Below are 26,837 nucleotides of genomic sequence, written 5' to 3'. Positions count from 1 at the left end.
TTACATTTCTATTAGAAATGTAAATAACTTTAAGAACGAATAAGATACATTAATAACTAATCTATGTTAGCCAGCACACTTCCTGCATCCTGATAATCCCCTGCCTGAGAACAGAATGTGACTTTTCCCGAACGATGAGCATTGATTTGTACTTCCATTTTCATCGCTTCCATCACTGCAATCACGTCGCCTTCACTAACTTTCTCACCTTCTTTAACCATCCAAGAATGCAAGATGCCGGAAATAGGCGCTTTTACCTGACAGGGATCTTCCAACAATTTTTCCTTGATCACTGACGACGAAAACGGTTGTTCACCTACAGGGGCTAAATGTGCCAATAAATCCAATGGCAATCCCAATTCATGCCTGCGGCCATCAATCTCAATAACAGTACGGGTAATATTTTTATCTTCAAGTGGAAACTGACGTAATGAAGCCTCTAGTTCATTCACAAAATCTGTTTCAATCCAGCGGGTATGGACATTGAATTTATCACTAGAAACAAAATCAGAATGCTCCATTACTGCTTGGTGGAAAGGTAAAACAGAAGCTACACCACAGAGTTTAAACTCTTTCAACGCCCGACGTGCCCGAACAATGGCCTGTTCTCTACTTGCCCCTGTAACAATTAATTTTGCCATTAGTGAATCAAAAGTTGCCGGAATTGTGGAGCCATTAATCACACCAGAGTCCAAACGAATGCCAGGGCCAGCAGGCGGGATAAATTCGGTAATTGTGCCAGACATCGGCAGAAAGCCTTTAGCCGCATCTTCCGCATTAATACGAAATTCAAATGAATGTCCTCTTGGGATCGGTGTTTCCTGAATACTTAATGGATAACCTTCCGCTACCCGCAACTGCTCGATAACCAGATCAATACCTGTTGTCTCTTCTGTTACTGGGTGCTCTACTTGTAAGCGAGTATTGACTTCTAAGAAAGAAAGTGTGCCATCTGCGCTCAGTAAAAATTCTACTGTACCCGCTCCCACATAATTGGCTTCCTCACAAATGGCTTTTGCCGACTGATGAATACGTTCTCGTTGTTCTTGAGTTAAAAATGGCGCAGGTGCTTCTTCCACTAACTTTTGGTTACGACGTTGTAAAGAGCAGTCACGGGTGCCAAGTACCACAACATTACCCTGCTTATCCGCAATAACCTGTGCTTCTATATGGCGGGGTTTATCCAAAAATTGCTCAATAAAACATTCACCACGGCCAAATGCCGCTGTCGCCTCACGTACCGCTGAGTGATAAAGTTCTGCCACTTCATCCATGCGCCAGGCAACTTTCAAGCCTCGTCCACCGCCACCAAAAGCCGCTTTGATGGCAATCGGCAAGCCATGTTGCTCCGCAAAAGCAACAACCTCCTGTACATTTTTAACTGGCTCGGATGTCCCAACGACCAACGGCGCTCCCACTTTCTGGGCTATCTTACGCGCCTTAACTTTGTCCCCCAGCTCATCAATCGTTTCAGGGTTAGGGCCAATCCAAGTTAAGCCAGCTTCAATCACTGCCTGAGCAAATTCCGCTCGCTCAGACAGAAAACCGTAACCTGGATGCACCAGGGTTGCACCAGCTCTCTTCGCTATTTCCAGCAAACGAGGAATATTGAGGTAAGTGTCTGTAGGGCTATTTCCTCCTAAAGAATAAGCCTCATCAGCCAGTTGGACGTGTTGTGCGTTGATATCGGCATCCGCATAGACAGCGACTGTCCGCACTCCATAATCGCGGCAAGCTCGAATGATCCGAACAGCAATTTCACCACGGTTGGCAATCAGCACTTTCTTATTAATTTTGTTATTTAAAGGATTCACAGTGGTGTTCATGGCAAATCATTACTCCCTTGAATTTCATGGAATTGGCTAATGGGGTTGAACCGAATTTTGGCATTAACGGGGATCTGGCCAGCAAGATCGAGGTGATAATCAGCAACTGAAGCGATAACTGGATATCCTCCGGTCAATGGATGGTCAGCCAAAAATAGTACCGGCTGCCCACTGGCAGGAATTTGTATCGCCCCCATACATGTTCCTTCGCTGGGTAATTCTTGTAACTTAATTCGCGATAGTGAGCATTCACCATTTAGCCTCAAACCAATCCGATTGGATTGAGGTGTTACCTGCCAAATCTGCTTGCTCAATAAGTCAATGGATTCTTGCGTAAACCAATCTGTACGAGGACCAAATAAGATATCCAATACGACGATTTCATCTCTATTTGGCATGTCAAAAGCCGGAGTCTCAGAGATGGATATCGCTGCACAGCGAGATGTTTCTCCAACAACTAATTTGTCATTCATTTTTAATGGAGCCGGCCCAATATTGGACAACGTATCAAATGAACGACTGGATAAGATGGCTGGAACCGTAAAGCCTCCGCGTACCGATAAATAAGAACGTATGCCAGCGACAGGAACACCCAACGAAATTTCGTCACCATCGTTTAAATCAATGGGTTGGTAAGTATTCACATGGAATATTTCACCCGATGGCGTTTTGATCTCTATTGGACATGAAGCTCCCGTAATTGCAACCAGCATCTGTCCATATGCGATTGCCTTAAACCCACCCGAAACGATTTCCAGACAAGCCTGGTCAGAGGAATTGCCAACAATACGGTTTGCGCTGCGCAAGGCGCTTTTATCCATTGCACCCGATGCTGAGATCCCCGATTTTGCCTGACCAACCCGCCCCAGATCTTGCAATAAGGTTAGTAATCCCACCGACAAAATTTCCAAATGACAGGAATCCCCTGGAGTAAGAACCATGTTATGGTTCGATGTATCAGGCAGGCTAATTTCTATCTCACTAGTTTCAGGTAAACTGATTGTTGCAGGGTGACGCCCAACATCTCGAAAGTTAACACGATAACCCGGTTGCAATAAGGCCGGAGATGGGCGAGAAAGATCCCACATACGTTCGGCCGTAATACCGATAAGCTGCCATCCTCCGGGGCTTGCCTGCGGATAAATGCTGCTGAATTCACCTGCCAATGCAACAGCCCCTGCCGGAATGCGCGTTCTGGGGGTGTTACGGCGAGGTATATTCCATTGTGAGGTATTCGATACCATATAGGCAAACCCAGGGGCAAAGCCAGTGAAGGCGACGGTATATTCATTTTCGGTATGTTGCTGGATAACCTCCTGAACAGTACATCCCAATATTTCCGCAACCAGTGCAAGATCATCACCGTTGTAATGCACAGGAATTTCTATGCTTTTTCCCGTTGTATGACTGCGTTCTTGCAAATCCCGGCTACTGATTGCTGCCGCCAATTGTTGGATTGATATTTTTGCCGGATGAAAACGAACCATCAGCGTTCTCGCTGCCGGAATAATTTCTTCAATCCCCAAAATAGGTGCCATGTTCAGTGAATCAAGCAGAGCCAATGTTTCTGCCAATCCATTCAATTCAACCATGATGGTATTGCCATTAACAGGTAAAAAACGCAAGGCTATCTCCTCAAATGATTAACCATATTAATGCGATCCATTCTTATGAATGAATAAATGGCTGAATAGTTATTCCTGCCTGCTGCAAAACGGCCTTAATCTGTTTTGCCATCGCTACCGCGCCAGGAGTATCACCATGTACGCAAATTGAATCCGCCCGAATAGGGGTAAATTTGCCATCAATTGACTCAATTCCCCCTTCTGCCACCAATTGCAACATACGTTGAGCAACGAGATCTGCATCATGCAAAACAGATCCTGTTTCACGACGGGAGACTAATTCTCCTTGTGAGGTATACGCACGATCAGCAAACGCTTCTGCTATGGTTCTTAATCCCTTTTCCTGAGCTAATTTGAGAATGTTTGATCCTGCCAAACCAACCAACACAAGGTTAGGATCTATCGCCAGAATTCCTTCAATAACAGCAATTGCCTGATATTCGTCATTTGCGATCGTGTTATAAAGCGCGCCATGCGGTTTGACATAACTCACTTTAGTACCTGCCGCCGTGGCCAATCCTTGCAAAGCGCCAATCTGGTAAATAACGTCAGCGGTAAGTTCATGACTGGCTATATCCATTTTACGCCGCCCAAAGCCAACTAAATCGGGATAAGAAACATGGGCACCTACCGCTACATCATTTTTCTGCGCAGATTTCAATGTTTGCAAAATCCCAACCGGATCACCCGCATGAAAACCACAAGCAACGTTAGCACTACTGACGATCCCCAGTATTTCTTCATCATGTCCCATGCGCCATTGACCAAAGCTTTCACCAAGATCACTATTTAAATCGATCGTTTTTATCATGATGATTTCCCTAAGCTGATTTCAAAAACTCAAAGATTGAACCGACGGACATGGCACCCATATACCATGTCAACACACAAGTCATCGCACCAGACCACAGCAACCAACGAGGGTAGACATACCCAGCCATCAAATCAGCACGTTTCCAGCCAACGTAAACAAAGATAGTTAAACCAAGAGGAAGAATAAGCCCATTGAAACCACCGGCGAAAACCAGTAAAGCGACTGGCGGAGTTCCCATGAATAAATAAATAGCTAACGATATGGCTATAAATAACAAAGTCGCAATATTGCGCTGGCGCTCAGTAAATTGTTTTCGAAAGACACTGCAAAAAGAAATAGAAGTATAAGCAGCACCAATAATGCTAGTAATTGCCGCAGCCCAGACAATTAAGCCAAAGATGCGCAATCCGGATTCACCAACAGCTATTTGAAAAGCTTGTGAGGCAGGATTTGCTGTTTTACTGGCAACATCAAGTGTCACACCACTGGCTACTACACCCAAAATGGCAAGGAATAACAGGTATCGCATCAGACCAACAACCAAGATCCCTTTCGTTGCTGCACTGGAAACAACTTTGATGTTTTCAACGCCAACCGCCCCTTTATCCAATAAACGATGGGCGCCAGCATAACAAATGTAACCACCAACAGTTCCACCAACGATGGTTGTTATTGTCGCAAAATTGATTTCATCAGGTAGTACTGTTTGGCGTAAGGCTTCTCCCACTGGTGGATTAGAAACTATCGCAACAAACAATGTCATTCCTATCATTATTAGACCCAATATCACTATAATACGATCAATAGCGATACCAGCTTTACGAGAAGTAAAAATGCCAATAGCCATCAGCGCACTGAGTAATCCGCCCCACTTCGGCTCCAACCCTATCAAAGCATTAAGCCCTAATCCCGCTCCCGCAATATTACCGACGTTAAATACTAATCCGCCCAAAATCACTAACATAGCCAATAAATAGCCACTTCCTGGAACAGCTGCATTGGCAATATCCGCTGATTGCATTCTGGTTAATGTAACAATTCGCCAAATATTTTGTTGTACCACAAAATCGATCAATATAGAGGCTAAAATACCAAAGGCAAAAGCGGCTCCCATCGTCGCAGTAAATGTAGCCGTTTGAGTGATAAATCCTGGTCCAATCGCTGATGTTGCCATCAGAAAAACCGCAGCAATTAAAGACGAACGTCGATTTAATACAAAATTTGCTGTGTCTTTTTTCACTATTTCCTGCGTCGCCATAGTCTATTTCCCCCCAGCCATCGTTATTGCATTTATTGTTTTCTAAGCAACATCTGTACCATTGTGGAACTAAAGAAGAGAATTGTTTGATAAAAGTTAATACATTGTTGAACAATAAATAAGATCTGCTGAGTAAATAAGCAAATAAAATTGTATTATCGATCTTCAAAATCCAATGGAGATCACTTTATTAACATTCCTCATTGGATTTATCGTCAAAATGCACAATTTAGGTGCAATAAATACAACAACATTGCCCTATATTGGTTCAGTGGTTGTAACTTGCTGGTTATCGGGGAATATGTGAAGATCTGCTTTCGTATATGCTTTGAAGGTGTTTGTTATCAGCCATTAAATCTAACGGATAACTATGAAAAAAAACCATTCTCCCCAAATTTTGAGCAAAAGAATCGCTGAAACCATCAGAAATAAACTGGTTGTTGGGGAGTTATTACCTGGACAACGACTATCGGAAGCTGCGTTGAGTGAACAGCTTGAAATTTCACGAAATACATTACGTGAAGTGTTCCGCCTCCTCACGCAAGAAGGGCTGCTGAAACATGAACCTAATCGTGGAGTGTTTGTTGCAACGCCCGATATCGCATCTATTATTGATATCTATCGAGTTCGACAGTTAATTGAATGTCAGGCGCTTGCTCAGGCTTATCCAATGCATCCCAGTGTTGCCAAAATGAAACAAGCTGTTGAAGCCGCTCAACAATGTCGCGAGCAACAAGATTGGATTAGTGCCGGAACAGAAAATATGCACTTTCATGCCGCAATCGTAGAATTAACTGATAGTGATAGGGTGATCGCGTTCTATCACAATATTTCCGCAGAATTGCGTCTGGCTTTTGGTATTTTGAATGATCCTGAGCTTTTGTATGCACCTTATATCGATAAAAATGCACATATTCTGGAATTACTCAATTCAGGGAAAAATGATCAAGCAGCCAAGGCAATGAAAGATTATCTGGAATTATCAGAAAGGGCGATATTGGCCGCTTATACACGCAAAAATAATCGAACATCCTAAAAAATTAAACGCAAAAAAGCCATCCGGTGACGGATGGCTTCTCTGGCTAATTGATGTCTGGCAGTGCCCTACTCTCACATGGGGAGACCCCACACTACCATCGGCGCTACGGCGTTTCACTGCTGAGTTCGGCATGGGGTCAGGTGGGACCACCGCGCTATTGCCGCCAGACAAATCCTGTTTTCAATCCCGAACAAGCTGCTTTTCTACGCTGAAACCCGTCTCTCTCTTTCCACTCCCGAAAACCCCTTCGGTGTTGTCAGGTTAAGCCGCACGGTTCATTAGTACCGGTTAGCTCAACGTCTCGCAACGCTTACACACCCGGCCTATCCACGTCCTCGTCTCGAACGTTCCTTCAGTACCCTCTAGGGGTAAGGGAAGACTCATCTTAAGGCAAGTTTCCCGCTTAGATGCTTTCAGCGGTTATCTCTTCCGCACTTAGCTACCGGGCAGTGCCATTGGCATGACAACCCGAACACCAGTGGTGCGTCCACTCCGGTCCTCTCGTACTAGGAGCAGCCCCTTGCAATCTTCCAACGCCCACGGCAGATAGGGACCGAACTGTCTCACGACGTTCTAAACCCAGCTCGCGTACCACTTTAAATGGCGAACAGCCATACCCTTGGGACCTACTTCAGCCCCAGGATGTGATGAGCCGACATCGAGGTGCCAAACACCGCCGTCGATATGAACTCTTGGGCGGTATCAGCCTGTTATCCCCGGAGTACCTTTTATCCGTTGAGCGATGGCCCTTCCATGCAGAACCACCGGATCACTAAGACCTACTTTCGTACCTGCTCGAGCCGTCACTCTCGCAGTCAAGCTAGCTTATGCCTTTGCACTAACCTCACGATGTCCGACCGTGATTAGCTAACCTTCGTGCTCCTCCGTTACACTTTGGGAGGAGACCGCCCCAGTCAAACTACCCACCAGACACTGTCCGCAACCCGGATAACGGGCCGGCGTTAGAACATCAAACATTCAAGGGTGGTATTTCAAGGATGGCTCCATGCAGACTGGCGTCCACACTTCCAAGCCTCCCACCTATCCTACACATCAAGGCTCCATGTTCAGTGTCAAGCTATAGTAAAGGTTCACGGGGTCTTTCCGTCTTGCCGCGGGTACACTGCATCTTCACAGCGAGTTCAATTTCACTGAGTCTCGGGTGGAGACAGCCTGGCCATCATTACGCCATTCGTGCAGGTCGGAACTTACCCGACAAGGAATTTCGCTACCTTAGGACCGTTATAGTTACGGCCGCCGTTTACTGGGGCTTCGATCAAGAGCTTCTCGCCGAGGCGATAACCCCATCAATTAACCTTCCAGCACCGGGCAGGCGTCACACCGTATACGTCCACTTTCGTGTTTGCACAGTGCTGTGTTTTTATTAAACAGTTGCAGCCAGCTGGTATCTGCGACTGGCCTCGGCTCCGGAAGCAGGTTCCTTCACCTAACGCCAGCGTGCCTTCTCCCGAAGTTACGGCACCATTTTGCCTAGTTCCTTCACCCGAGTTCTCTCAAGCGCCTGAGTATTCTCTACCTGACCACCTGTGTCGGTTTGGGGTACGATGGACCCGAATCTGGAGCTTAGGGGCTTTTCCTGGAAGCGGGGCATCAGCAACTTCAGCACCGTGGTGCCTCGTCATCGTGCCTCAGTGTTGTGGCTAACCGGATTTGCCAAGTTAGCCCACCTACACACTTAAACCGGGACGACCGTCGCCCGGCTTGCCTAGCCTTCTCCGTCCCCCCATCGCAATTCGGGCCCGTACAGGAATATTAACCTGTTTCCCATCGACTACGCTTTTCAGCCTCGCCTTAGGGGTCGACTCACCCTGCCCCGATTAACGTTGGACAGGAACCCTTGGTCTTCCGGCGAGCGGGTTTTTCACCCGCTTTATCGTTACTTATGTCAGCATTCGCACTTCTGATACCTCCAGCCCACCTCACAGTGGACCTTCAACGGCTTACAGAACGCTCCCCTACCCAACGACACTTACATGTCGCTGCCGCAGCTTCGGTGCATGGTTTAGCCCCGTTACATCTTCCGCGCAGGCCGACTCGACCAGTGAGCTATTACGCTTTCTTTAAATGATGGCTGCTTCTAAGCCAACATCCTGGCTGTCTGAGCCTTCCCACTTCGTTTCCCACTTAACCATGACTTGGGGACCTTAGCTGGCGGTCTGGGTTGTTTCCCTCTTCACGACGGACGTTAGCACCCGCCGTGTGTCTCCCGTGATAACATTCTTCGGTATTCGCAGTTTGCATCGGGTTGGTAAGTCGGGATGACCCCCTAGCCGAAACAGTGCTCTACCCCCGAAGATGAATTCACGAGGCGCTACCTAAATAGCTTTCGGGGAGAACCAGCTATCTCCCGGTTTGATTGGCCTTTCACCCCCAGCCACAAGTCATCCGCTAATTTTTCAACATTAGTCGGTTCGGTCCTCCAGTTAGTGTTACCCAACCTTCAACCTGCCCATGGCTAGATCACCGGGTTTCGGGTCTATACCCTGCAACTTAACGCCCCGTTAAGACTCGGTTTCCCTGCGGCTCCCCTATGCGGTTAACCTTGCTACAGAATATAAGTCGCTGACCCATTATACAAAAGGTACGCAGTCACCCTGATAAATCAAGGCTCCCACTGCTTGTACGTACACGGTTTCAGGTTCTTTTTCACTCCCCTCGCCGGGGTTCTTTTCGCCTTTCCCTCACGGTACTGGTTCACTATCGGTCAGTCAGGAGTATTTAGCCTTGGAGGATGGTCCCCCCATATTCAGACAGGATAACACGTGTCCCGCCCTACTCATCGAACTCACAGCCTGTGTCTCTTCGTGTACGGGACTATCACCCTTTACTGTGCGCCTTTCCAGGCGCTTCCACTGACACACACACTGATGCTGGTTCTGGGCTCCTCCCCGTTCGCTCGCCGCTACTGGGGGAATCTCGGTTGATTTCTTTTCCTCGGGGTACTGAGATGTTTCAGTTCCCCCGGTTCGCCTCATTAACCTATGGATTCAGTTAATGATGGTGCAACGGATTGCACCGGGTTTCCCCATTCGGACATCGCCGGCTGATAGCGCTTCATATCAGCTCACCGGCGCTTTTCGCAGATTAGCACGTCCTTCATCGCCTCTGACTGCCTAGGCATCCACCGTGTACGCTTAGTCGCTTAACCTCACAACCCGAAGAAGTCTTCCGGTCGGAGTGTTGAGAGTTTCACCAATGTTATCATTCCATAACACTGACGGTTTCAAATTTTCAGCTTGTTCCAGATTGTTAAAGAGCAATGATTTCACAACACACCGCGTTTGATGCGTTCTGAAATCATTAAAATGAAGAAGAGTCATGGTGGAGCTAAGCGGGATCGAACCGCTGACCTCCTGCGTGCAAGGCAGGCGCTCTCCCAGCTGAGCTATAGCCCCATGTCACCGGACAGCAAAATTGGTAGGCCTGAGTGGACTTGAACCACCGACCTCACCCTTATCAGGGGTGCGCTCTAACCACCTGAGCTACAAGCCTATTTCGTTTCCGTCTCTTCTTTTATCAGACAATCTGTGTGGGCACTGCACAATCACTATCGTTTGGTAAGGAGGTGATCCAACCGCAGGTTCCCCTACGGTTACCTTGTTACGACTTCACCCCAGTCATGAATCACAAAGTGGCAAGCGCCCTCCAAAAGGTTAAGCTACCTGCTTCTTTTGCAACCCACTCCCATGGTGTGACGGGCGGTGTGTACAAGGCCCGGGAACGTATTCACCGCAGCATGCTGATCTGCGATTACTAGCGATTCCGACTTCATGGAGTCGAGTTGCAGACTCCAATCCGGACTACGACAGACTTTATGAGGTCCGCTTGCTCTCGCGAGGTCGCTTCTCTTTGTATCTGCCATTGTAGCACGTGTGTAGCCCTACTCGTAAGGGCCATGATGACTTGACGTCATCCCCACCTTCCTCCGGTTTATCACCGGCAGTCTCCCTTGAGTTCCCACCCGAAGTGCTGGCAACAAAGGATAAGGGTTGCGCTCGTTGCGGGACTTAACCCAACATTTCACAACACGAGCTGACGACAGCCATGCAGCACCTGTCTCACGGTGCCCGAAGGCACTCCCGCATCTCTGCAGAATTCCGTGGATGTCAAGAGTAGGTAAGGTTCTTCGCGTTGCATCGAATTAAACCACATGCTCCACCGCTTGTGCGGGCCCCCGTCAATTCATTTGAGTTTTAATCTTGCGACCGTACTCCCCAGGCGGTCGATTTAACGCGTTAGCTCCGGAAGCCACAGCTCAAGGCCACAACCTCCAAATCGACATCGTTTACAGCGTGGACTACCAGGGTATCTAATCCTGTTTGCTCCCCACGCTTTCGCACCTGAGCGTCAGTCTTCGTCCAGGGGGCCGCCTTCGCCACCGGTATTCCTCCACATCTCTACGCATTTCACCGCTACACGTGGAATTCTACCCCCCTCTACGAGACTCTAGCCAACCAGTCTTAGATGCCATTCCCAGGTTAAGCCCGGGGATTTCACATCTAACTTAATTGGCCGCCTGCGTGCGCTTTACGCCCAGTAATTCCGATTAACGCTTGCACCCTCCGTATTACCGCGGCTGCTGGCACGGAGTTAGCCGGTGCTTCTTCTGTGGGTAACGTCAATCACAAGGTGTATTCGACCCTGTGCCTTCCTCCCCACTGAAAGTACTTTACAACCCGAAGGCCTTCTTCATACACGCGGCATGGCTGCATCAGGCTTGCGCCCATTGTGCAATATTCCCCACTGCTGCCTCCCGTAGGAGTCTGGGCCGTGTCTCAGTCCCAGTGTGGCTGGTCATCCTCTCAGACCAGCTAGGGATCGTCGCCTAGGTGGGCCATTACCCCACCTACTAGCTAATCCCATCTGGGTTCATCCGAAGGCGTGAGGCCCGAAGGTCCCCCACTTTGCTCCTTAGAGATTATGCGGTATTAGCCACCGTTTCCAGTGGTTATCCCCCGCCCTCGGGCAGATCCCCAGACATTACTCACCCGTCCGCCGCTCGCCGGCAGGAAAGCAAGCTCTCCCCCGCTGCCGCTCGACTTGCATGTGTTAGGCCTGCCGCCAGCGTTCAATCTGAGCCATGATCAAACTCTTCAATTAAAAGTTTGATGCTCAAAGAATTTCACTGTTAGTTCATAATGAATTAACTGCTTAGTCACTCTTTAAGACTTTAATCTTTTTTGCCTTGCGGCAATTCGATAGTCTCTTGCGAGTGCCCACACAGATTGTCTGATTAACTTGTTAAAGAGCGTTGGCAACCGGAAGCGTCTTCCGGGTTGCGAGGCTGCGTATCTTACGCTTTTCGCCTTGAGAGTCAAGCGATTATTTTCCCTTTTCTCTCACCGGCCTTCGCGGCGTGTTTCAGCTTAGCGTCGGTCAGTGGTGGCGCATTATAGGGAGTTTTTCGGCGCTGGCAATAGTTTTTTTTGAAATAATTATCGTTTGATGAATTACACAGCAAAACACTGCCTTATACCTACATATGCACAGATTTATCCACAAAGTGATATTTTGATAAAATTTATCGAGCATCACGCAAACGTTTTCGTTACAATCTGCGAAGGAAAAATCACCAAGTGTTTTTTCAGATTGTTTTGAAATGTTATTGCAGAAACCATTTTTTTCTCTCAATCAGTGGATTTTCCCCAATAGCACATTCTTGTTTTATGAAATTCAAGGGATCACACCAATGCAACAGCTTCGTCCAATCCGCCGTGCCCTGCTAAGTGTTTCTGACAAAGCGGGGGTTGTTGAATTTGCCAAAGCCTTATCCAATCGCAGTGTCGAACTGCTTTCAACAGGAGGCACTGCTCGTCTGCTGGCCGAAGCAGGATTGAATGTCACCGAGGTTTCTGACTATACAGGCTTTCCCGAAATGATGGATGGGCGTGTCAAAACACTCCATCCTAAAATTCATGGCGGCATTTTGGGTCGGCGTGGATTAGATGATGAAGTGATGGGACAACACCAGATTTCACAGATTGATATGGTGGTTGTTAACCTTTATCCCTTTGCCCAAACCGTAGCGAAACCCGATTGCTCTCTGGAAGACGCAGTAGAGAATATTGATATTGGCGGCCCAACAATGGTTCGCTCCGCGGCTAAAAACCACAAAGATGTGGCGATTGTTGTCAATAGTCAGGATTACGACAAAATTATTGAGGAGATGGACAACAATCAAAATTCACTGACACACTCCACTCGCTTTAATCTAGCCATCAAAGCGTTTGAACATACCGCCGCTTATGACAGCATGATTGCCAATTATTTTGGCAAGTTGGTTCCGCCATATTATGGCGAAACTGATCAGCCATCAGGACGCTTCCCCCGCACGCTGAATCTCAATTTCATTAAAAAGCAGGATATGCGTTATGGTGAAAACAGCCACCAAGATGCCGCTTTCTATATAGAAGACCAAATCGCAGAAGCTTCAATTGCTACGGCAGCCCAGTTACAAGGTAAGGCACTTTCTTATAACAATATCGCAGATACCGATGCCGCACTGGAATGTGTAAAAAGCTTTTCCGAACCAGCTTGTGTCATTGTCAAACATGCCAATCCTTGTGGCGTTGCGATTGGTTCTGATATCCATACCGCCTACGATCGCGCCTTTAAAACCGATCCTACTTCCGCATTCGGTGGCATTATTGCCTTTAACCGTGAACTCGATATCAACACCGCTCAGGCCATTATTGAACGTCAATTTGTTGAGGTCATCATTGCGCCTTCTGTTAGTGAAGCAGCACTGCCAATTCTGGCAACAAAACAAAATGTCCGCGTTTTGGCGTGTGGTGAATGGCATTCTCCGGTTGCTGGCTTGGATTTCAAACGTGTCAACGGCGGTTTGCTGATCCAAGATCGCGATTTAGGTATGGTGACAAACGATGATCTGGTTGTTGTCTCCCAACGTCAGCCAACGGAACAAGAAATGCAGGATGCTCTGTTTTGCTGGAAAGTTGCTAAGTTCGTCAAATCCAATGCGATTGTTTATGCCAAGGATAATATGACCGTTGGTATTGGAGCCGGACAAATGAGCCGTGTTTACTCTGCCAAAATCGCAGGCATTAAGGCAGCAGATGAAGGATTGGAAGTTCAGGGCTGTGCCATGGCTTCAGATGCATTTTTTCCATTCCGTGATGGTATTGATGCCGCAGCCGCTGTAGGTGTGAGCTGTATTATCCAACCTGGTGGCTCCATTCGTGATGATGAGGTGATTACCGCTGCCAATGAACACGGCATCGCCATGATTTTCACTGGCATGCGCCATTTTCGCCATTAACAACTTATGTCTTATTAATAGGAGATCTAGATGAACATATTAGTTATTGGCAGTGGCGGAAGAGAACATGCATTAGCCTGGAAAGCAGCACAATCGCCTCTGGCAAACAAGGTATATGTCGCACCAGGTAACGCAGGTACTGCGTTGGAAGCTAATTTAGAAAATGTGGACATTGCCGCGACAGATATTGAAGGGTTACTGGCATTTGCCCAAGATAATGATATTGGCCTAACCATTGTGGGGCCTGAAGCGCCACTGGTTATCGGTGTAGTTGATGCTTTCCAACAGGCAGGGCTGACTATTTTCGGCCCAACAAAAGCGGCTGCGCAATTGGAAGGTTCCAAAGCCTTTACTAAAGATTTTCTTGCCCGCCATCATATACCTACAGCGGCCTACCAAAATTTCACAGAAATTGAACCCGCACTGGCTTATCTGGAAAAAGTAGGCGCGCCAATCGTTATCAAAGCCGATGGTTTAGCTGCCGGTAAAGGTGTAGTCGTTGCTACAACCTTGGAAGAAGCACAAAACGCGATCAAAGATATGCTGGCAGGCAATGCATTTGGTGATGCCGGGCATCGTATTGTCATTGAAGAATTTCTGGCAGGAGAAGAAGCCAGTTTTATTGTTATGGTGGATGGCAAAAACGTGGTTCCGATGGCAACCAGTCAAGATCACAAGCGCGTAGGTGACGGTGATACAGGGCCAAATACCGGCGGAATGGGGGCTTACTCCCCCGCTCCGGTAGTCACAGATGAGATCCACCAGCGAGTGATGGAAAAAATCATTTACCCCACAGTGGAAGGAATGGCGGCTGAAGGCCATACCTACGTTGGATTTCTGTATGCGGGATTGATGATTGATAACCAAGGTGAACCGAAAGTGATCGAATTTAACTGTCGCTTTGGTGATCCCGAAACCCAACCTATCATGATGCGTCTACGTTCTGATTTGGTCGAACTGTGTCTTGCCGGAGCTAAAGGTCAGTTAGGTGAAAAAACCTCTGAATGGGACGCTCGTCCTGCTTTGGGCGTTGTACTGGCGGCGGGCGGTTATCCGGCCAGTTATACCAAAGGTGACGTTATCAGTGGGTTAGAGAAGTCTGATGCCGATGAATCTGACACCAATGAAAAAGTCTTCCACGCAGGGACAGCCCTTAAAGATGAAAATATTATCACCGCGGGCGGGCGTGTCTTATGTGTTACTGCCTTAGGTTGCGATATCGCAGAGGCCCAGAAAAAAGCCTATCTGAGAGCCGGACAAATCGACTGGGAAGGGTGCTTTTATCGTAAAGATATTGGCTACCGAGCCATTGCCCGTTTGAAATAGCTCAACCTCAACCGACGAAAATAACAGAATTACAGCTTATCTTTCGTCGGTTCCCAACGACAAAAATCATCATTGGCGACCAACAATAGCTTTTTACCTTCAGGCGAATCCAACCATGCAATAGTCAGTAAACCGGAGCTATTGCTTTGCCTTTCTTCGAGCCATTTTTGCGCATGAGGCCCAAATTCAATGAATAATTGTTTTCCTAAGCAGGTGGTCACTCGTCCATTCTGCCAATGCCCTTGCAGCAACTTAACCTTATCGGCAATTAAAGCGTCACTGATTTTTTCTATCTGCTTAGCATCAACTTTCAGACGAGCCACATCATCATCGGACAACGGTTCATTGCGTTTTTGTAATTGCCGTAGCTTGAAAATGACAGAATTATCCTGGGAAATACGTAATGTCTCTACAATGGGTGGATTATCAAACACATTGCGGCGAATTTGCCACAAGCTGCCATGACGATATTCGTAGAAAGTCACAATCGTATCTTTATTATGGGGAGCTGTATTGTGGTAGGGGCTGTAAACACTCATGATAACCTGAGGCTTACTGTCTTGATCGTTTAAACGCCATAAACGAATCACGCCGTTATCGGTCACAAAACCACTGGCGCTGAAAAGCGGGGTTGTTGGCTGAATCGAACAGGCGCTGAGCAAAGAGATGAACCCTAATGCTAACAGCCCCTGTAGAATCAACAAAAGGGGTTTATTTCCCCCTCTTATTTTTTTTTGCAATTCGATTACTTAACTGCGTCTTTCAGTGCTTTACCAGCGGAGAAAGCAGGTACGTTTGCTGCTGCGATTTTAATTTCTTTACCAGTCTGTGGGTTACGACCAGTACGCTCTGCACGATGATTAACTTTGAAAGTACCAAAGCCTACCAACTGCACTGCATCACCGTTTTTCAGAGATTCAGTGATTGCATTCAGAGTTGATTCCAGAGCAGCTTTAGCCTGGGTTTTGGTCAGGTCTGCACCTGCTGCAATTGCATCAACTAATTCAGTCTTATTCATAGATTATCCTTACAGTGTGTTTATCGTTTGCAAAGCATCGAGTGCGACGGATATGCCGATTTGACAGCACCCCTGCATACACGCACCGATAGCCACTTCTTTTCGCCCCCCAATGTAGAACAGAGTGAGGGCAAATGTGAAGCCTTTAAATACGGCAAATCAAGCACTAAGTCACGTTTTATAAGTTATTGCGCCAAATTTATACCGATATTGCTAACCCCCGCTTCACGGAGATCAGCCTTTAATCCTTTAATCAATTCGATGTCCCGTTCTTCGCAATTTGCCAACAAACGGTAAATCTCCCATTGAATGTCCCACTCTTCCTCAATGGCAGGTAATACTTTTAACTCATCCTCAGTCATTTCCCTACCGGCCTGCGTCATTTCTAGCATCGCAACAGTACGGACGGATGTTTCACTGACGGTTATTGCATACTCTAACGTCGAGCCATTCAGACGAGAATGAATTACTTCACTCAATGCAATGCACGCATCAATCGCTGGATACACACCATAAATATCATAATCTTCTGATGATGGGATAATGGTTTCCAATTTTTCCAGCTGATTATCAAAATTCACTTTTACATCTTTAACGACCAAAATTTCCCACACAAGATCCAAAATGCGTCGATATTGTACAGGGTCTGCAAATCCGCTTTGGAGACAAAATGCCTGATAATTTGGATACATCCGCTCACATAGACTAGCCATAAAAGTCAAATGTTGCCAACTTTCGAGTTTCTCCAACCGCAGGTGGATCGGGTTTCTTAACATTGGTCGTTACTCATAATGCCTAATTTGCGTCGAAGTTTACCTGAAAATCAAGAATATCCACACTTTTCCGCCACAATTATAGATTTTTCTGCATTGTTTGCTCAAAAAACGCCCTATTTGAAGCAATCCCGTCCGCCCAACGGGTGGGTTCAGGCAGTTTATATCCCCTTATACACTGCTCAACCCAGAATACCGCACTATCAATACTGATCTTATGTCCAAGAGAAATATAGAGCGGATTGCATCTTTTTTTGCTTCTCAATACGACACCAATCTGTTCACCGTGATCTATTAATGGCTGACGATCACCCAGAACCTCACCTACCGGTATATGTTCACCACACAAACGACTTTTTGCCACCCCAATGGTGGGAACATCCACTAAGACACCAAAATGGCTGGCGATACCAAAACGCCGAGGATGGGCAATACCCTGACCATCCACCATGACCAAATCAGGCCGCAAACTTAATTTTTGCCATGCAGCTATCAGTGCAGGATATTCACGAAATGAGAGCAAACCGGGGATATAGGGAAGTACTGTATCAATTCTGGCAATTTGGTACTCGACCAATTCTAGTGAGGGATATTGCAATACCGCAATAGCGGCACGCGTCACCGTACCGCTTTTTTCAAATCCAACATCAGCACCCGCAATGAACCTTGGCGTAAAAGATGCGGAAAAAACATCATGGCGGATAACCAGCTGTGATTTCTCTCTCTGTTCTTGACGTAATGCCTTTGTATCAATCATAAAATCATTGGTGGTATTTTACTGAAAGTCTATGTACAGCTTCGACAAATGCACCTGCGTGCTCTGGCGGAACATCCTGATGAATACCGTGCCCCAAATTGAAAACATGCCCACTACCCACACCAAAATCCTGCAAAATTGTCGAAACTTCTTCTTCAATTCGCGCTGGCGGGGCATATAGCATGGACGGATCCATATTACCCTGCAAAGCGACCTTATCTCCAACGCGCCGACGCGCATCAGCCATATTCGTTGTCCAATCCAAACCCAGCGCATCACATCCTGTCGCCGCCATCGCTTCAAGCCACTGCCCTCCCCCTTTGGTAAACAGGGTAACAGGCACACGACGTCCTTCATGTTCGCGGATCAAACCATCAACAATTTTATGCATATATTGCAGGGAAAACGCCAGATAATCGCGATGGGACAAAACCCCACCCCAAGTATCGAAAATCATGACAGATTGAGCACCGGCTTTTATTTGCGCATTCAGATATAGAATAACGCTGTTTGCCAATTTATCCAGTAACATATGCAAGGTAGCAGGCTCTGTATACATCATGGCCTTAATTTTGGTGAAAGCCTTGCTGCTACCGCCTTCAACCATATAAGTGGCCAATGTCCACGGGCTACCAGAAAAACCGATCAAAGGAACTTGCCCTGCCAATGCCTTACGAATAGCCCGCACGGCATCCATAACATAGCCTAACTCCAGTTCGGGATCAGGCACAGGCAATTTTTCTACATCAGCATGATTTTGAATCGGAGAATAAAAACGTGGCCCTTCTCCGGTTTCAAAATACAGCCCTAATCCCATCGCATCAGGAATAGTCAAAATATCAGAAAACAGGATAGCTGCATCCAGCGGAAAGCGACGTAAGGGCTGGAGAGTGACTTCACAAGCCAGTTCGGTGTTTTTACATAACGAGATGAAATCTCCCGCCGCCTGACGCGTAGCTTTATATTCAGGTAAATATCGACCAGCCTGACGCATCATCCATACCGGTGTGATATCGACGGGCTGACGCAATAAGGCACGCAGATAGCGGTCGTTTTTCAACTCATTCATGACAAGCTCCCTTGATTAATTTATGCACGACAAACACACGAGAAAACCGGTGCAGTTTAACATGCCTAAATTTGAACTTCTGGCATAACCGCCAATAACGTGATGATTATTGATGTCGGCATAACGCAACTGTATCTTCAATTAAACGGCGGGCAATCGTATCAGGGGGAGGAATCAAGGGAAGGTGATCATAACGGTGCCAATCTGCACTAATAAGTTCGACGGGATCAATATTGATTTCACCGCTCTCATAATCGGCCAGAAAACCCACCATCAATGAATTTGGAAAAGGCCACGGCTGGGAGGCGACATAACGCAAGTTACGGATCTTAATTCCGCTCTCTTCCATCACTTCACGATGCACAGCTTCCTCCAGAGTTTCCCCCACTTCAACAAACCCGGCCAGCACGGTATGGATCCCATTACGGTGACGCTGGTGTTGTGCCAACAAGATATGGTCATCACGGCGAATACCGACAATGATGCTGGGCGCAATTTGTGGATAGTAATGTTCATGGCAGTGGTTGCACAAACAGGCCCATTCATGCTGACTATGCTGCATTTCATGACCACAGTAACCACAATAATGATGTGAACGATAAAATTCAGCCAGTTGAACACCGCGCCCAACCAACTGAAATAACTTAGCATCCCGATCAGCAATTAAACGGGGAGAGGACATATCTGAAGCCATTTTATGACGCACCAGCCAGACCGTTTCCCCCAACCACTCACCAATCGGTTTTGCCATATGGCCTTGCAAGGACCATTGACTGGCCGTACCTAAAGGTAACTCTCCTTGTGGGAGCCAAACGCGATTTTCGAGACTGACAATCCACCAGCCTTGTTCTCCACCTGTCAGTTTTTGTTGCATAATCTGTTCCATCATGGGTTATGTGATTTATACGCTTTACCTTTCAAGTTGCTCATTATAAGACAACATAACTCATTGTTTCTCCCCGCGAAGCGGGGAGAAACAATATGCATCTTGAAGTGAGATGGGTATATAACGTCTTCAATCTCATTATATTAACCGCACTGGCGAATACTCTTCTTAAATGGGCGTCACAGTAATAAACACATGCTCCCAAAAACGGGGGTTGTAGTTTTCACAATCCCCTTTATACTTTGGGGTGTTTTTTTCTTGTCGGAGTGCCTAGCGTTCAACGTATATCACGATGGACACAGGCTGAGACCGTTAATTCGGGATCCGCAGAACCTGATCGGGCTAATACCCGCGAAGGGAACAAGAGTAATCCCCCGCTGCCAACAATCGTACATCTATACATTACATGTACAGATATTAATCAGCACCAACCATTACTCCCTGCGCGCTCCAGACAAGCAATTTTCTCAACTTAACGCGATGCTCGACTTTTATGATGAGTTGAAATGACATAGCCGCTCCTTTATAACTTTAAGTCGTCAAAAATAGAGAAATAAAGGAACAAAAGGCTATGTCACAGCAAGATTTTATCATTTGGGTGTTTTGTTGGGTAGATGACAATTTAACGCAGTTACAGCAAGGTATGCGATTCAGAAGCCGGGGATATCCGCCTAAACTGAGCGATGCAGAAGCTATCACGATGGAAGTGGTGGGTGAATTTTTAGGGTTTTCAACAGATAAAGGCATTTGGACGTACTTTAATGGCCACTGGCGCGAATGGTTTCCGGGGCTGGGTTCACGCGCCAATTTCGCTAAACAGATTTCGAATCTTTGGGTTGTTAAACAACAACTGCAAGAAAAACTGGCGAGGTTATTGGGCGCGCTCGACAGGCCGGTACATATTATCGACGGATTTCCATTGCCCGTCTGTGGATTCAAAAGAGCAAAAGGCTGTGCCAACTTCAAAGGACAAGCCGATTATGGGTACTGCGCCGCCAAAAACGAAATTTACTACGGCTTCAAAGGACATCTCATGATAGACGAAACCGGCGTGGTAACCGGGTTTACACTGACGCCCGCCAGTGTCAGTGAGCGTGAAGCAATCTGGGATGTGCTCGGCTCGATAAAAGGCTGTTTGCTGGGTGATAAAGGGTATTTAGGCGTTGAATTTAAGCAGGAAATGAGGGTGGAGGGTATTGAAATGATTACCCCGGTGCGAGCCAATATGGATGATCCCCTCCCCAGAAAAACGAGAAGGATCATTAACGCCAAACGCCGTTTAATTGAAACCGTGATTGGTCAACTCGCCGGACAATTTGCTATCGAGAAGTGCTGGGCACGGGATTTGTGGCATTTGAGTAATCGAATTGCCAGAAAACTGCTTTCTCACACGTTGGGTATTTTTGCCAATGTTAAACAAGGTAAAAATCAACGCGACTGGCTTCAACAAGCCAACGTTATAGGGTGTTAAAGTCGAGCATCGCGTCAACTTAAGCCTGATCAACAATGAGACAGGCGATAACACGGTCAGGAATTTGCTATGTCTAAGTCCAACAATATCGTTATTTCGAATACTGTTATTCCAACGGCTGATATCTCGCCTAAAGCCCATCCAGCACGGCCACGTAAGGCTCAACGAGATGCGGCACAAGCGTTTATCCATTCCATTCAAGGGGTTACTTTTCCCAACTCAAAACGCATTTACCTTGAAGGCTCACGTCAAGATATTCAGGTTCCTATGCGTGAGATCCAACTTTCTCCCACATTCATTGGTGGCACGAAAGAAAATCCCCAATTTGAGGCAAACGAACCGGTTCCCGTTTATGACACTTCCGGCTCTTATGGCGATCCTGCTGCCATACTGGATGTAAGGAAGGGGTTGTCTAAGATCCGCCAACCGTGGATTGATGAACGCAATGATACCGAACCTGTTTCAATCCTCAGTTCCGATTTTACCCAACAACGCCTTGCCGATGCCGGATTGGATCACCTGCGTTTTCACCATCGCCCGCATCCACTGAAAGCCAGGCATGGCAAGCGAGTCACCCAATTGCACTATGCACGCCAGGGGATCGTGACACCCGAAATGGAATTTATCGCATTGCGTGAAAATATGGGGCGCGAACGCATTCGTAGTGAAGTCTTGCGCCAGCAACATGCAGGGCAAAGTTTCGGTGCCAACTTACCGGAAAACATTACCCCCGAATTCGTCCGCCAGGAAGTTGCTGCCGGCCGCGCGATTATTCCCGCCAATATTAATCATCCTGAATCTGAGCCGATGATTATTGGTCGCAATTTCCTGGTGAAAGTCAATGCCAATATCGGTAACTCCTCCGTCACATCCTCCATTGAAGAAGAGGTGGAAAAGCTGATTTGGTCTACCCGCTGGGGTGCAGATACCGTGATGGATCTCTCCACCGGACGCTACATTCACGAAACCCGCGAGTGGATCTTGCGCAATAGTCCGGTTCCCATTGGGACTGTGCCGATTTATCAAGCACTGGAAAAGGTCAACGGCATTGCAGAAAACCTGACATGGGAAATGTTCCGCGATACCTTACTGGAACAGGCCGAGCAAGGGGTGGATTATTTCACTATCCATGCTGGTGTACTGCTGCGTTATGTACCGATGACCGCCAAACGTCTGACTGGTATTGTTTCCCGTGGCGGCTCAATTATGGCGAAATGGTGCCTTTCCCATCATCAAGAAAATTTCCTCTACACCCACTTTCGTGAAATTTGTGAAATTTGCGCGGCCTATGATGTCTCCCTCTCTTTAGGGGATGGATTGCGTCCTGGCTCAATTCAGGATGCCAATGACGAAGCCCAATTTGCCGAACTGCATACCCTTGGTGAACTAACCAAGATCGCATGGGAATACGATGTTCAGGTCATGATTGAAGGTCCTGGGCATATCCCAATGCAACTTATCCGCCGTAATATGACGGAAGAGCTGGAACATTGCCACGAAGCCCCATTTTATACTTTAGGGCCATTGACGACCGATATTGCCCCAGGTTATGACCATTTCACCTCTGGCATTGGCGCCGCCATGATTGGCTGGTTTGGCTGTGCCATGTTGTGTTATGTCACCCCCAAAGAGCACCTCGGCCTGCCCAACAAGGAAGATGTCAAACAGGGCCTGATTACTTACAAAATCGCCGCCCATGCGGCAGATCTTGCCAAAGGCCATCCGGGTGCACAAATCCGTGACAATGCTATGTCGAAGGCGCGGTTTGAATTCCGCTGGGAAGATCAATTTAATCTGGCACTTGATCCTGACACCGCCCGCGCCTATCACGATGAAACTTTACCGCAGGAATCCGGCAAAGTTGCCCACTTCTGTTCCATGTGTGGGCCAAAGTTCTGCTCAATGAAAATCACACAAGATGTGCGCGACTATGCAGCAAAACTGGAACAGGAAGCCGGTATGGAACAGATGTCAGAAGCCTTCCGTTCGCGTGGCAGCGAACTCTATCACAGTGCTGAGGAGGTGACGCGTGAAAAATCAGCCTGATATCTCAACGCTGCCACAACTCCCCTTTGCCCCCACAGTGCACCGCTTGGGGCTTTATCCGGTAGTCGATTCCCTCATGTGGATTGAGCGGTTACTGGAAGCTGGAGTCAAAACCCTGCAATTGCGCATCAAAGATCAGCCGGAAGAACAGGTAGAGAAAGCTATTCAATCTGCCATTGCCCTCGGTCACCAATATAATGCCCGATTATTCATTAATGATTACTGGCGTCTGGCGATCAAGCATCATGCCTATGGCGTTCATTTGGGACAGGAAGACCTTGATATCGCCGATCTCAATGCCATCCAGCACGCTGGGTTGCGTCTGGGCATTTCGACCCACGATCAACAAGAACTGGCGCGGGCAAAATCCCTGCGCCCCTCTTATATCGCACTAGGGCATATTTTTCCCACTACCACGAAAGAGATGCCCTCGTCACCACAAGGACTTGCCGCACTCAAACATCAGGTCGAGATCACCCCAGAATATCCTACCGTCGCCATTGGCGGTATTTCTCTGGAAAGAGTGCCTGATGTGGTGGCAACGGGAGTCGGTGGTGTGGCACTGGTCAGTGCCATTACAAAAGCGAAAGATTGGCGACAGGCAACAGCCAGGCTACTTCATCTGGTTGAAGGGCAAGATCGGAGGCTTTTATGTTAAACGATCAAGAATTTATGCGTTACAGTCGCCAATTACTGCTGGAAGACATTGGTTCTGAAGGGCAAGAGAAATTAAAAGCCAGCAAGGTATTGGTTGTCGGTTTGGGTGGATTAGGATCACCGGCTGCGCTCTATCTCGCGGCAGCGGGGGTGGGAAACCTTTATCTGGCAGATGATGACAAGTTGCATATCTCAAACCTGCAACGCCAGATTATCTATCGCACCGCAGATATTCCGGCCAACAAAGCCCAATTAGCCGCAAAACAACTGGCTGAGTTAAACCCGCAAATCAATATCACAGCCCTCGCTGAGCGGCAAGATCGGGGATCTTTGGTTAATGCTGTCAGTCAAGTCGATCTAGTATTAGATTGCTGTGACAACATGGCAACTCGCCATGCCATCAATGCCGCCTGTATTGCAGAAAACAAACCACTTATCAGCGGCAGTGCCGTCGGCTTTAGTGGACAATTAATGGTATTGACTCCCCCTTACCAGCACGGTTGCTATGCCTGCCTATATCCTAACCAAGAAGAACCCCACCGAAATTGTCGGACAGCCGGTATCTTAGGCCCTATTGTTGGAGTCATCGGCACTTTGCAATCACTGGAAGCCATAAAAATGCTAGCGGGCCTTTCTTCTCCCTTAAACGGAAAACTCCGGCTATTTGATGGCAAACAGCAAAGCTGGAGCACATTACAGCTTACCCGTTCATCACAGTGCCCAATTTGTAGCACTACCAGACAAACCGATAAAAAACGGTTAGGAAAAGAAGTCGCATGAACATTATCGTCAACGATCAACCAGTGACACTGAATGCGCCCATGACGGTGCAACAATTTCTGGAACATCAATTGCTGGAACATATAGAACGCCCGCAATCAGGCACTGCGTTGGCTATCAATCAAACCATTATTCCGCGTTCAGAATGGCAAACCCATCAGATTAATGACGGGGATACTATCTTGCTGTTTCAGGCCATTGCGGGTGGCTGATATTGCCGGAGGTTAATTTATGTTAAAAATTGCAGATACCATCTTCCAATCCCGTTTATTTACCGGAACAGGCAAATTTGCCAATGCAGGATTAATGATCGACGCGATCCGCGCCTCTGGCAGCCAACTGGTCACAATGGCAATGAAACGCCTCGATCTCCACGGCAATAATGACGATGGCATTCTTGCCCCATTGCAACAGTTGGGTGTCAAACTGCTACCCAATACCTCTGGCGCCAAAACAGCGGAGGAAGCTATTTTCGCCGCTCGCCTGGCACGGGAAGCATTGGGAACTCACTGGATAAAATTGGAGATCCACCCCGATGTAAAATACCTGCTGCCCGATCCCGTTGAGACATTAAAAGGGGCGGAACAGCTAGTCAAAGAAGGATTTATCGTTCTGCCCTACTGTGGCGCTGATCCTGTCCTGTGCCGCCGTTTGGAAGAAATCGGCTGCGCTGCCGTGATGCCATTGGGCGCCCCTATCGGCTCCAATAAGGGATTACTGACCCGCGATTTTTTACAAATCATCATCGAACAGGCTAACGTGCCCGTTGTTGTAGATGCCGGGATCGGCGCACCGAGCCATGCGCTGGCCGCTATCGAAATGGGGGCGGATGCTGTGCTGGTTAATACCGCCATCGCTGTTGCCCGCAATCCCGTTAAGATGGCGCAGGCATTCAAAGCTGCCATTGAAGCCGGCGAACTTTCACATCAGGCAGGCGTTGCCAGCCAGAAATCCCATGCTGAGGCTTCCAGCCCACTGACCGATTTTCTGGGGGTACTATGACAAACCGAACATTCAGCCAACACTGGCAACAACTGGATTGGGATGACATCACCCTACGCATCAACAGTAAAACATCACGGGACATTGAACGTGCAATAAACAATGTGCGCTTGACGCTGGATGACTTTATGGCCCTGCTCTCTCCGGCTGCACTGCCTTATCTTGAACCGCTCGCCCAACGTGCACAACAACTGACTCGCCAGCGTTTTGGTAATACCGTGGGATTTTTTATCCCACTCTACCTTTCCAATCTATGTGCCAACGACTGTACTTATTGTGGTTTCTCCATGAGCAATCACATTAAGCGCAAGACACTCAATGAACAGGAGATTGAGACGGAATGCCTCGCGCTGAAAAAACGGGGATTTGAGCATATTCTGTTGGTCACAGGGGAACACCAAAACAAAGTTGGCATGGATTATTTTCGTCGCTACCTTCCCCTGATCCGCCGCCATTTCAGCTCTGTCTCAATGGAGGTCCAGCCACTGGCACAAGAGGAATATGCTGAACTGAAAACATTGGGATTGGATGGCGTGATGGTCTATCAGGAAACCTATCATCAACCCAGTTATCAACTGCATCATTTGAAAGGCAAAAAACAGGATTTTCATTGGCGATTAGAAACGCCGGAACGCCTTGGTCGGGCGGGAATTGACAAGATTGGGCTAGGCGCCTTGATTGGGTTATCCCACAATTGGCGAGCAGATTGTTATATGGTGGCTGAGCACCTTTTTTTCCTGCAAAAACAGTTCTGGAAAAGCCGTTACTCCATCTCTTTTCCACGCCTGCGCCCCTGTGCAGGTGGCATAGAACCCGCTTCTTTAATGAATGAAGCTGAACTGGTACAACTGATTTGCGCTTTTCGCCTATTGGCACCGGATGTAGAGCTGTCCCTGTCCACCCGTGAATCCCCCTTTTTCCGTGATCACGTTGTCCCTCTCGCGATCAACAATATCAGTGCAGGTTCAAAAACCCAGCCAGGCGGTTATGCCGATGAGCACCACGAGTTGGAACAATTCGCTCCCCACGACAATCGTTCTGTTTTTCAGGTCGCTGAATCTTTGATTAAATCGGGTTTACAGCCTGTCTGGAAAGACTGGGACAATTATCTAGGCCGATAATTTTAGGTATTTGGGTATGCTGCAATCGCGGCATACCTTCTTATAAGATGCAAAAATATGACCATACAT

General features: G+C 47.5%; 20 protein-coding genes, 2 tRNA genes, 3 rRNA genes and 1 riboswitch. Of the genes, 10 read left to right on the top strand and 15 right to left on the bottom strand.

The annotated features are described in order from the left end of the window. Window positions 1–56: 56 nt before the first annotated feature. The 4 genes from WDV74_RS01475 to WDV74_RS01460 are packed head-to-tail and all read right to left on the bottom strand — an operon-like array spanning window position 57 to window position 5,523. Window positions 57–1,826 carry a biotin carboxylase N-terminal domain-containing protein gene (locus tag WDV74_RS01475; RefSeq protein ID WP_338884172.1) on the bottom strand — a complete coding sequence of 590 codons (1,770 nt, stop codon included), beginning with the start codon at window positions 1,824–1,826 and terminating at the stop codon, window positions 57–59. Further along, entirely contained in the window at window positions 1,823–3,451 is a 1,629-nt protein-coding gene (locus WDV74_RS01470; protein ID WP_338884171.1) for a 5-oxoprolinase/urea amidolyase family protein, read from the bottom strand. The genes WDV74_RS01475 and WDV74_RS01470 overlap by 4 nt, the downstream gene beginning before the upstream one ends. Before the next feature lie 43 nt (window positions 3,452–3,494). After that, window positions 3,495–4,262 (bottom strand): 5-oxoprolinase subunit PxpA, encoded by a 768-nt coding sequence (locus WDV74_RS01465; RefSeq protein WP_338884170.1) that lies wholly within the window; start codon window positions 4,260–4,262, stop codon window positions 3,495–3,497. 10 nt (window positions 4,263–4,272) lie between these two features. After that, window positions 4,273–5,523, bottom strand: a complete 1,251-nt coding sequence (locus WDV74_RS01460) for an NRAMP family divalent metal transporter (protein WP_338884168.1) — start codon at window positions 5,521–5,523, stop codon at window positions 4,273–4,275. Between the two features lie 370 nt (window positions 5,524–5,893). Here WDV74_RS01460 and WDV74_RS01455 point away from each other — a divergent pair, with 370 nt between their 5' ends. Next, complete coding sequence (locus tag WDV74_RS01455) at window positions 5,894–6,559, top strand: GntR family transcriptional regulator (protein ID WP_338884167.1); 666 nt, start codon at window positions 5,894–5,896, stop codon at window positions 6,557–6,559. A gap of 55 nt (window positions 6,560–6,614) precedes the next feature. On the opposite strand, the gene rrf is transcribed toward WDV74_RS01455, so the two are convergent. The 5 genes from rrf to WDV74_RS01430 form a co-directional block, all read right to left on the bottom strand. Further along, window positions 6,615–6,730, bottom strand: a 5S ribosomal RNA gene (gene rrf / locus WDV74_RS01450). Between the two features lie 89 nt (window positions 6,731–6,819). Then, window positions 6,820–9,731 (bottom strand): 23S ribosomal RNA (locus tag WDV74_RS01445). A gap of 171 nt (window positions 9,732–9,902) precedes the next feature. Then, window positions 9,903–9,978: transfer RNA gene (locus WDV74_RS01440), tRNA-Ala, on the bottom strand. 20 nt (window positions 9,979–9,998) lie between these two features. Continuing rightward, window positions 9,999–10,075: transfer RNA gene (locus tag WDV74_RS01435), tRNA-Ile, on the bottom strand. Window positions 10,076–10,141: 66 nt separating this feature from the next. After that, a 16S ribosomal RNA gene (locus WDV74_RS01430) occupies window positions 10,142–11,683 on the bottom strand. Together the 16S, 23S and 5S rRNA genes with 2 tRNA genes alongside form the textbook arrangement of a ribosomal RNA operon. Window positions 11,684–12,272: 589 nt before the next feature. Between WDV74_RS01430 and purH the strand changes: the two genes are divergently transcribed. Then, a complete protein-coding gene (gene purH, locus WDV74_RS01425) occupies window positions 12,273–13,862 on the top strand; it encodes a bifunctional phosphoribosylaminoimidazolecarboxamide formyltransferase/IMP cyclohydrolase (protein WP_338884166.1) in 1,590 nt (529 codons plus the stop codon). Between the two features lie 30 nt (window positions 13,863–13,892). Continuing rightward, window positions 13,893–15,188 carry a phosphoribosylamine--glycine ligase gene (gene purD, locus WDV74_RS01420; RefSeq protein ID WP_273570671.1) on the top strand — a complete coding sequence of 432 codons (1,296 nt, stop codon included), beginning with the start codon at window positions 13,893–13,895 and terminating at the stop codon, window positions 15,186–15,188. 29 nt (window positions 15,189–15,217) lie between these two features. Here the strand turns inward: purD and WDV74_RS01415 are convergent, their stop codons facing one another. The 6 genes from WDV74_RS01415 to nudC form a co-directional block, all read right to left on the bottom strand. Continuing rightward, a complete protein-coding gene (locus WDV74_RS01415; RefSeq protein WP_338884165.1) occupies window positions 15,218–15,892 on the bottom strand; it encodes a DUF1481 domain-containing protein in 675 nt (224 codons plus the stop codon). A gap of 41 nt (window positions 15,893–15,933) precedes the next feature. Next, on the bottom strand, window positions 15,934–16,206 hold the full coding sequence (hupA, locus tag WDV74_RS01410; protein ID WP_010848914.1) for a nucleoid-associated protein HU-alpha: 273 nt from the start codon (window positions 16,204–16,206) through the stop codon (window positions 15,934–15,936). Window positions 16,207–16,391: 185 nt separating this feature from the next. After that, a complete protein-coding gene (locus tag WDV74_RS01405) occupies window positions 16,392–16,982 on the bottom strand; it encodes a YjaG family protein (protein WP_273570670.1) in 591 nt (196 codons plus the stop codon). 76 nt (window positions 16,983–17,058) lie between these two features. Then, window positions 17,059–17,736: a deoxyribonuclease V gene (nfi, locus tag WDV74_RS01400; protein ID WP_273570668.1), complete on the bottom strand. Its 678-nt coding sequence runs from the start codon at window positions 17,734–17,736 to the stop codon at window positions 17,059–17,061. 4 nt (window positions 17,737–17,740) lie between these two features. Then, window positions 17,741–18,805 (bottom strand): uroporphyrinogen decarboxylase, encoded by a 1,065-nt coding sequence (gene hemE, locus WDV74_RS01395; protein ID WP_338884163.1) that lies wholly within the window; start codon window positions 18,803–18,805, stop codon window positions 17,741–17,743. 106 nt (window positions 18,806–18,911) lie between these two features. Next, entirely contained in the window at window positions 18,912–19,679 is a 768-nt protein-coding gene (gene nudC / locus WDV74_RS01390) for an NAD(+) diphosphatase (RefSeq protein ID WP_273570665.1), read from the bottom strand. Between the two features lie 264 nt (window positions 19,680–19,943). Next, a riboswitch (TPP riboswitch) is annotated at window positions 19,944–20,068 on the top strand. A gap of 194 nt (window positions 20,069–20,262) precedes the next feature. Between nudC and WDV74_RS01385 the strand changes: the two genes are divergently transcribed. The 7 genes from WDV74_RS01385 to thiH all read left to right on the top strand — a co-directional run bounded on the left by WDV74_RS01385 (window position 20,263) and on the right by thiH (window position 26,768). Further along, window positions 20,263–21,162 (top strand): IS982 family transposase, encoded by a 900-nt coding sequence (locus tag WDV74_RS01385; RefSeq protein ID WP_338882532.1) that lies wholly within the window; start codon window positions 20,263–20,265, stop codon window positions 21,160–21,162. Between the two features lie 69 nt (window positions 21,163–21,231). Then, the gene (gene thiC, locus WDV74_RS01380; RefSeq protein ID WP_338884162.1) at window positions 21,232–23,208 is read left to right on the top strand and encodes a phosphomethylpyrimidine synthase ThiC; all 1,977 of its coding nucleotides are present in this window, start codon (window positions 21,232–21,234) and stop codon (window positions 23,206–23,208) included. Beyond that, complete coding sequence (gene thiE / locus WDV74_RS01375; protein WP_273570661.1) at window positions 23,192–23,866, top strand: thiamine phosphate synthase; 675 nt, start codon at window positions 23,192–23,194, stop codon at window positions 23,864–23,866. The genes thiC and thiE overlap by 17 nt, the downstream gene beginning before the upstream one ends. Beyond that, the gene (locus tag WDV74_RS01370) at window positions 23,860–24,645 is read left to right on the top strand and encodes a HesA/MoeB/ThiF family protein (protein ID WP_338884161.1); all 786 of its coding nucleotides are present in this window, start codon (window positions 23,860–23,862) and stop codon (window positions 24,643–24,645) included. Before thiE ends, WDV74_RS01370 begins: the two co-directional genes overlap by 7 nt. Beyond that, complete coding sequence (gene thiS / locus WDV74_RS01365) at window positions 24,642–24,857, top strand: sulfur carrier protein ThiS (RefSeq protein ID WP_273570657.1); 216 nt, start codon at window positions 24,642–24,644, stop codon at window positions 24,855–24,857. Before WDV74_RS01370 ends, thiS begins: the two co-directional genes overlap by 4 nt. A gap of 19 nt (window positions 24,858–24,876) precedes the next feature. Next, window positions 24,877–25,647 (top strand): thiazole synthase, encoded by a 771-nt coding sequence (locus WDV74_RS01360; protein WP_338884160.1) that lies wholly within the window; start codon window positions 24,877–24,879, stop codon window positions 25,645–25,647. Further along, window positions 25,644–26,768 carry a 2-iminoacetate synthase ThiH gene (thiH, locus tag WDV74_RS01355; RefSeq protein WP_338804300.1) on the top strand — a complete coding sequence of 375 codons (1,125 nt, stop codon included), beginning with the start codon at window positions 25,644–25,646 and terminating at the stop codon, window positions 26,766–26,768. Before WDV74_RS01360 ends, thiH begins: the two co-directional genes overlap by 4 nt. The last annotated feature ends 69 nt before the right edge of the window (window positions 26,769–26,837 follow it).

This window comes from Xenorhabdus sp. TH1, from assembly GCF_037260955.1.
Classification (GTDB): Bacteria; Pseudomonadota; Gammaproteobacteria; order Enterobacterales; family Enterobacteriaceae; genus Xenorhabdus; species Xenorhabdus griffiniae.
This window is presented reverse-complemented; position numbering and strand designations above follow the sequence as displayed.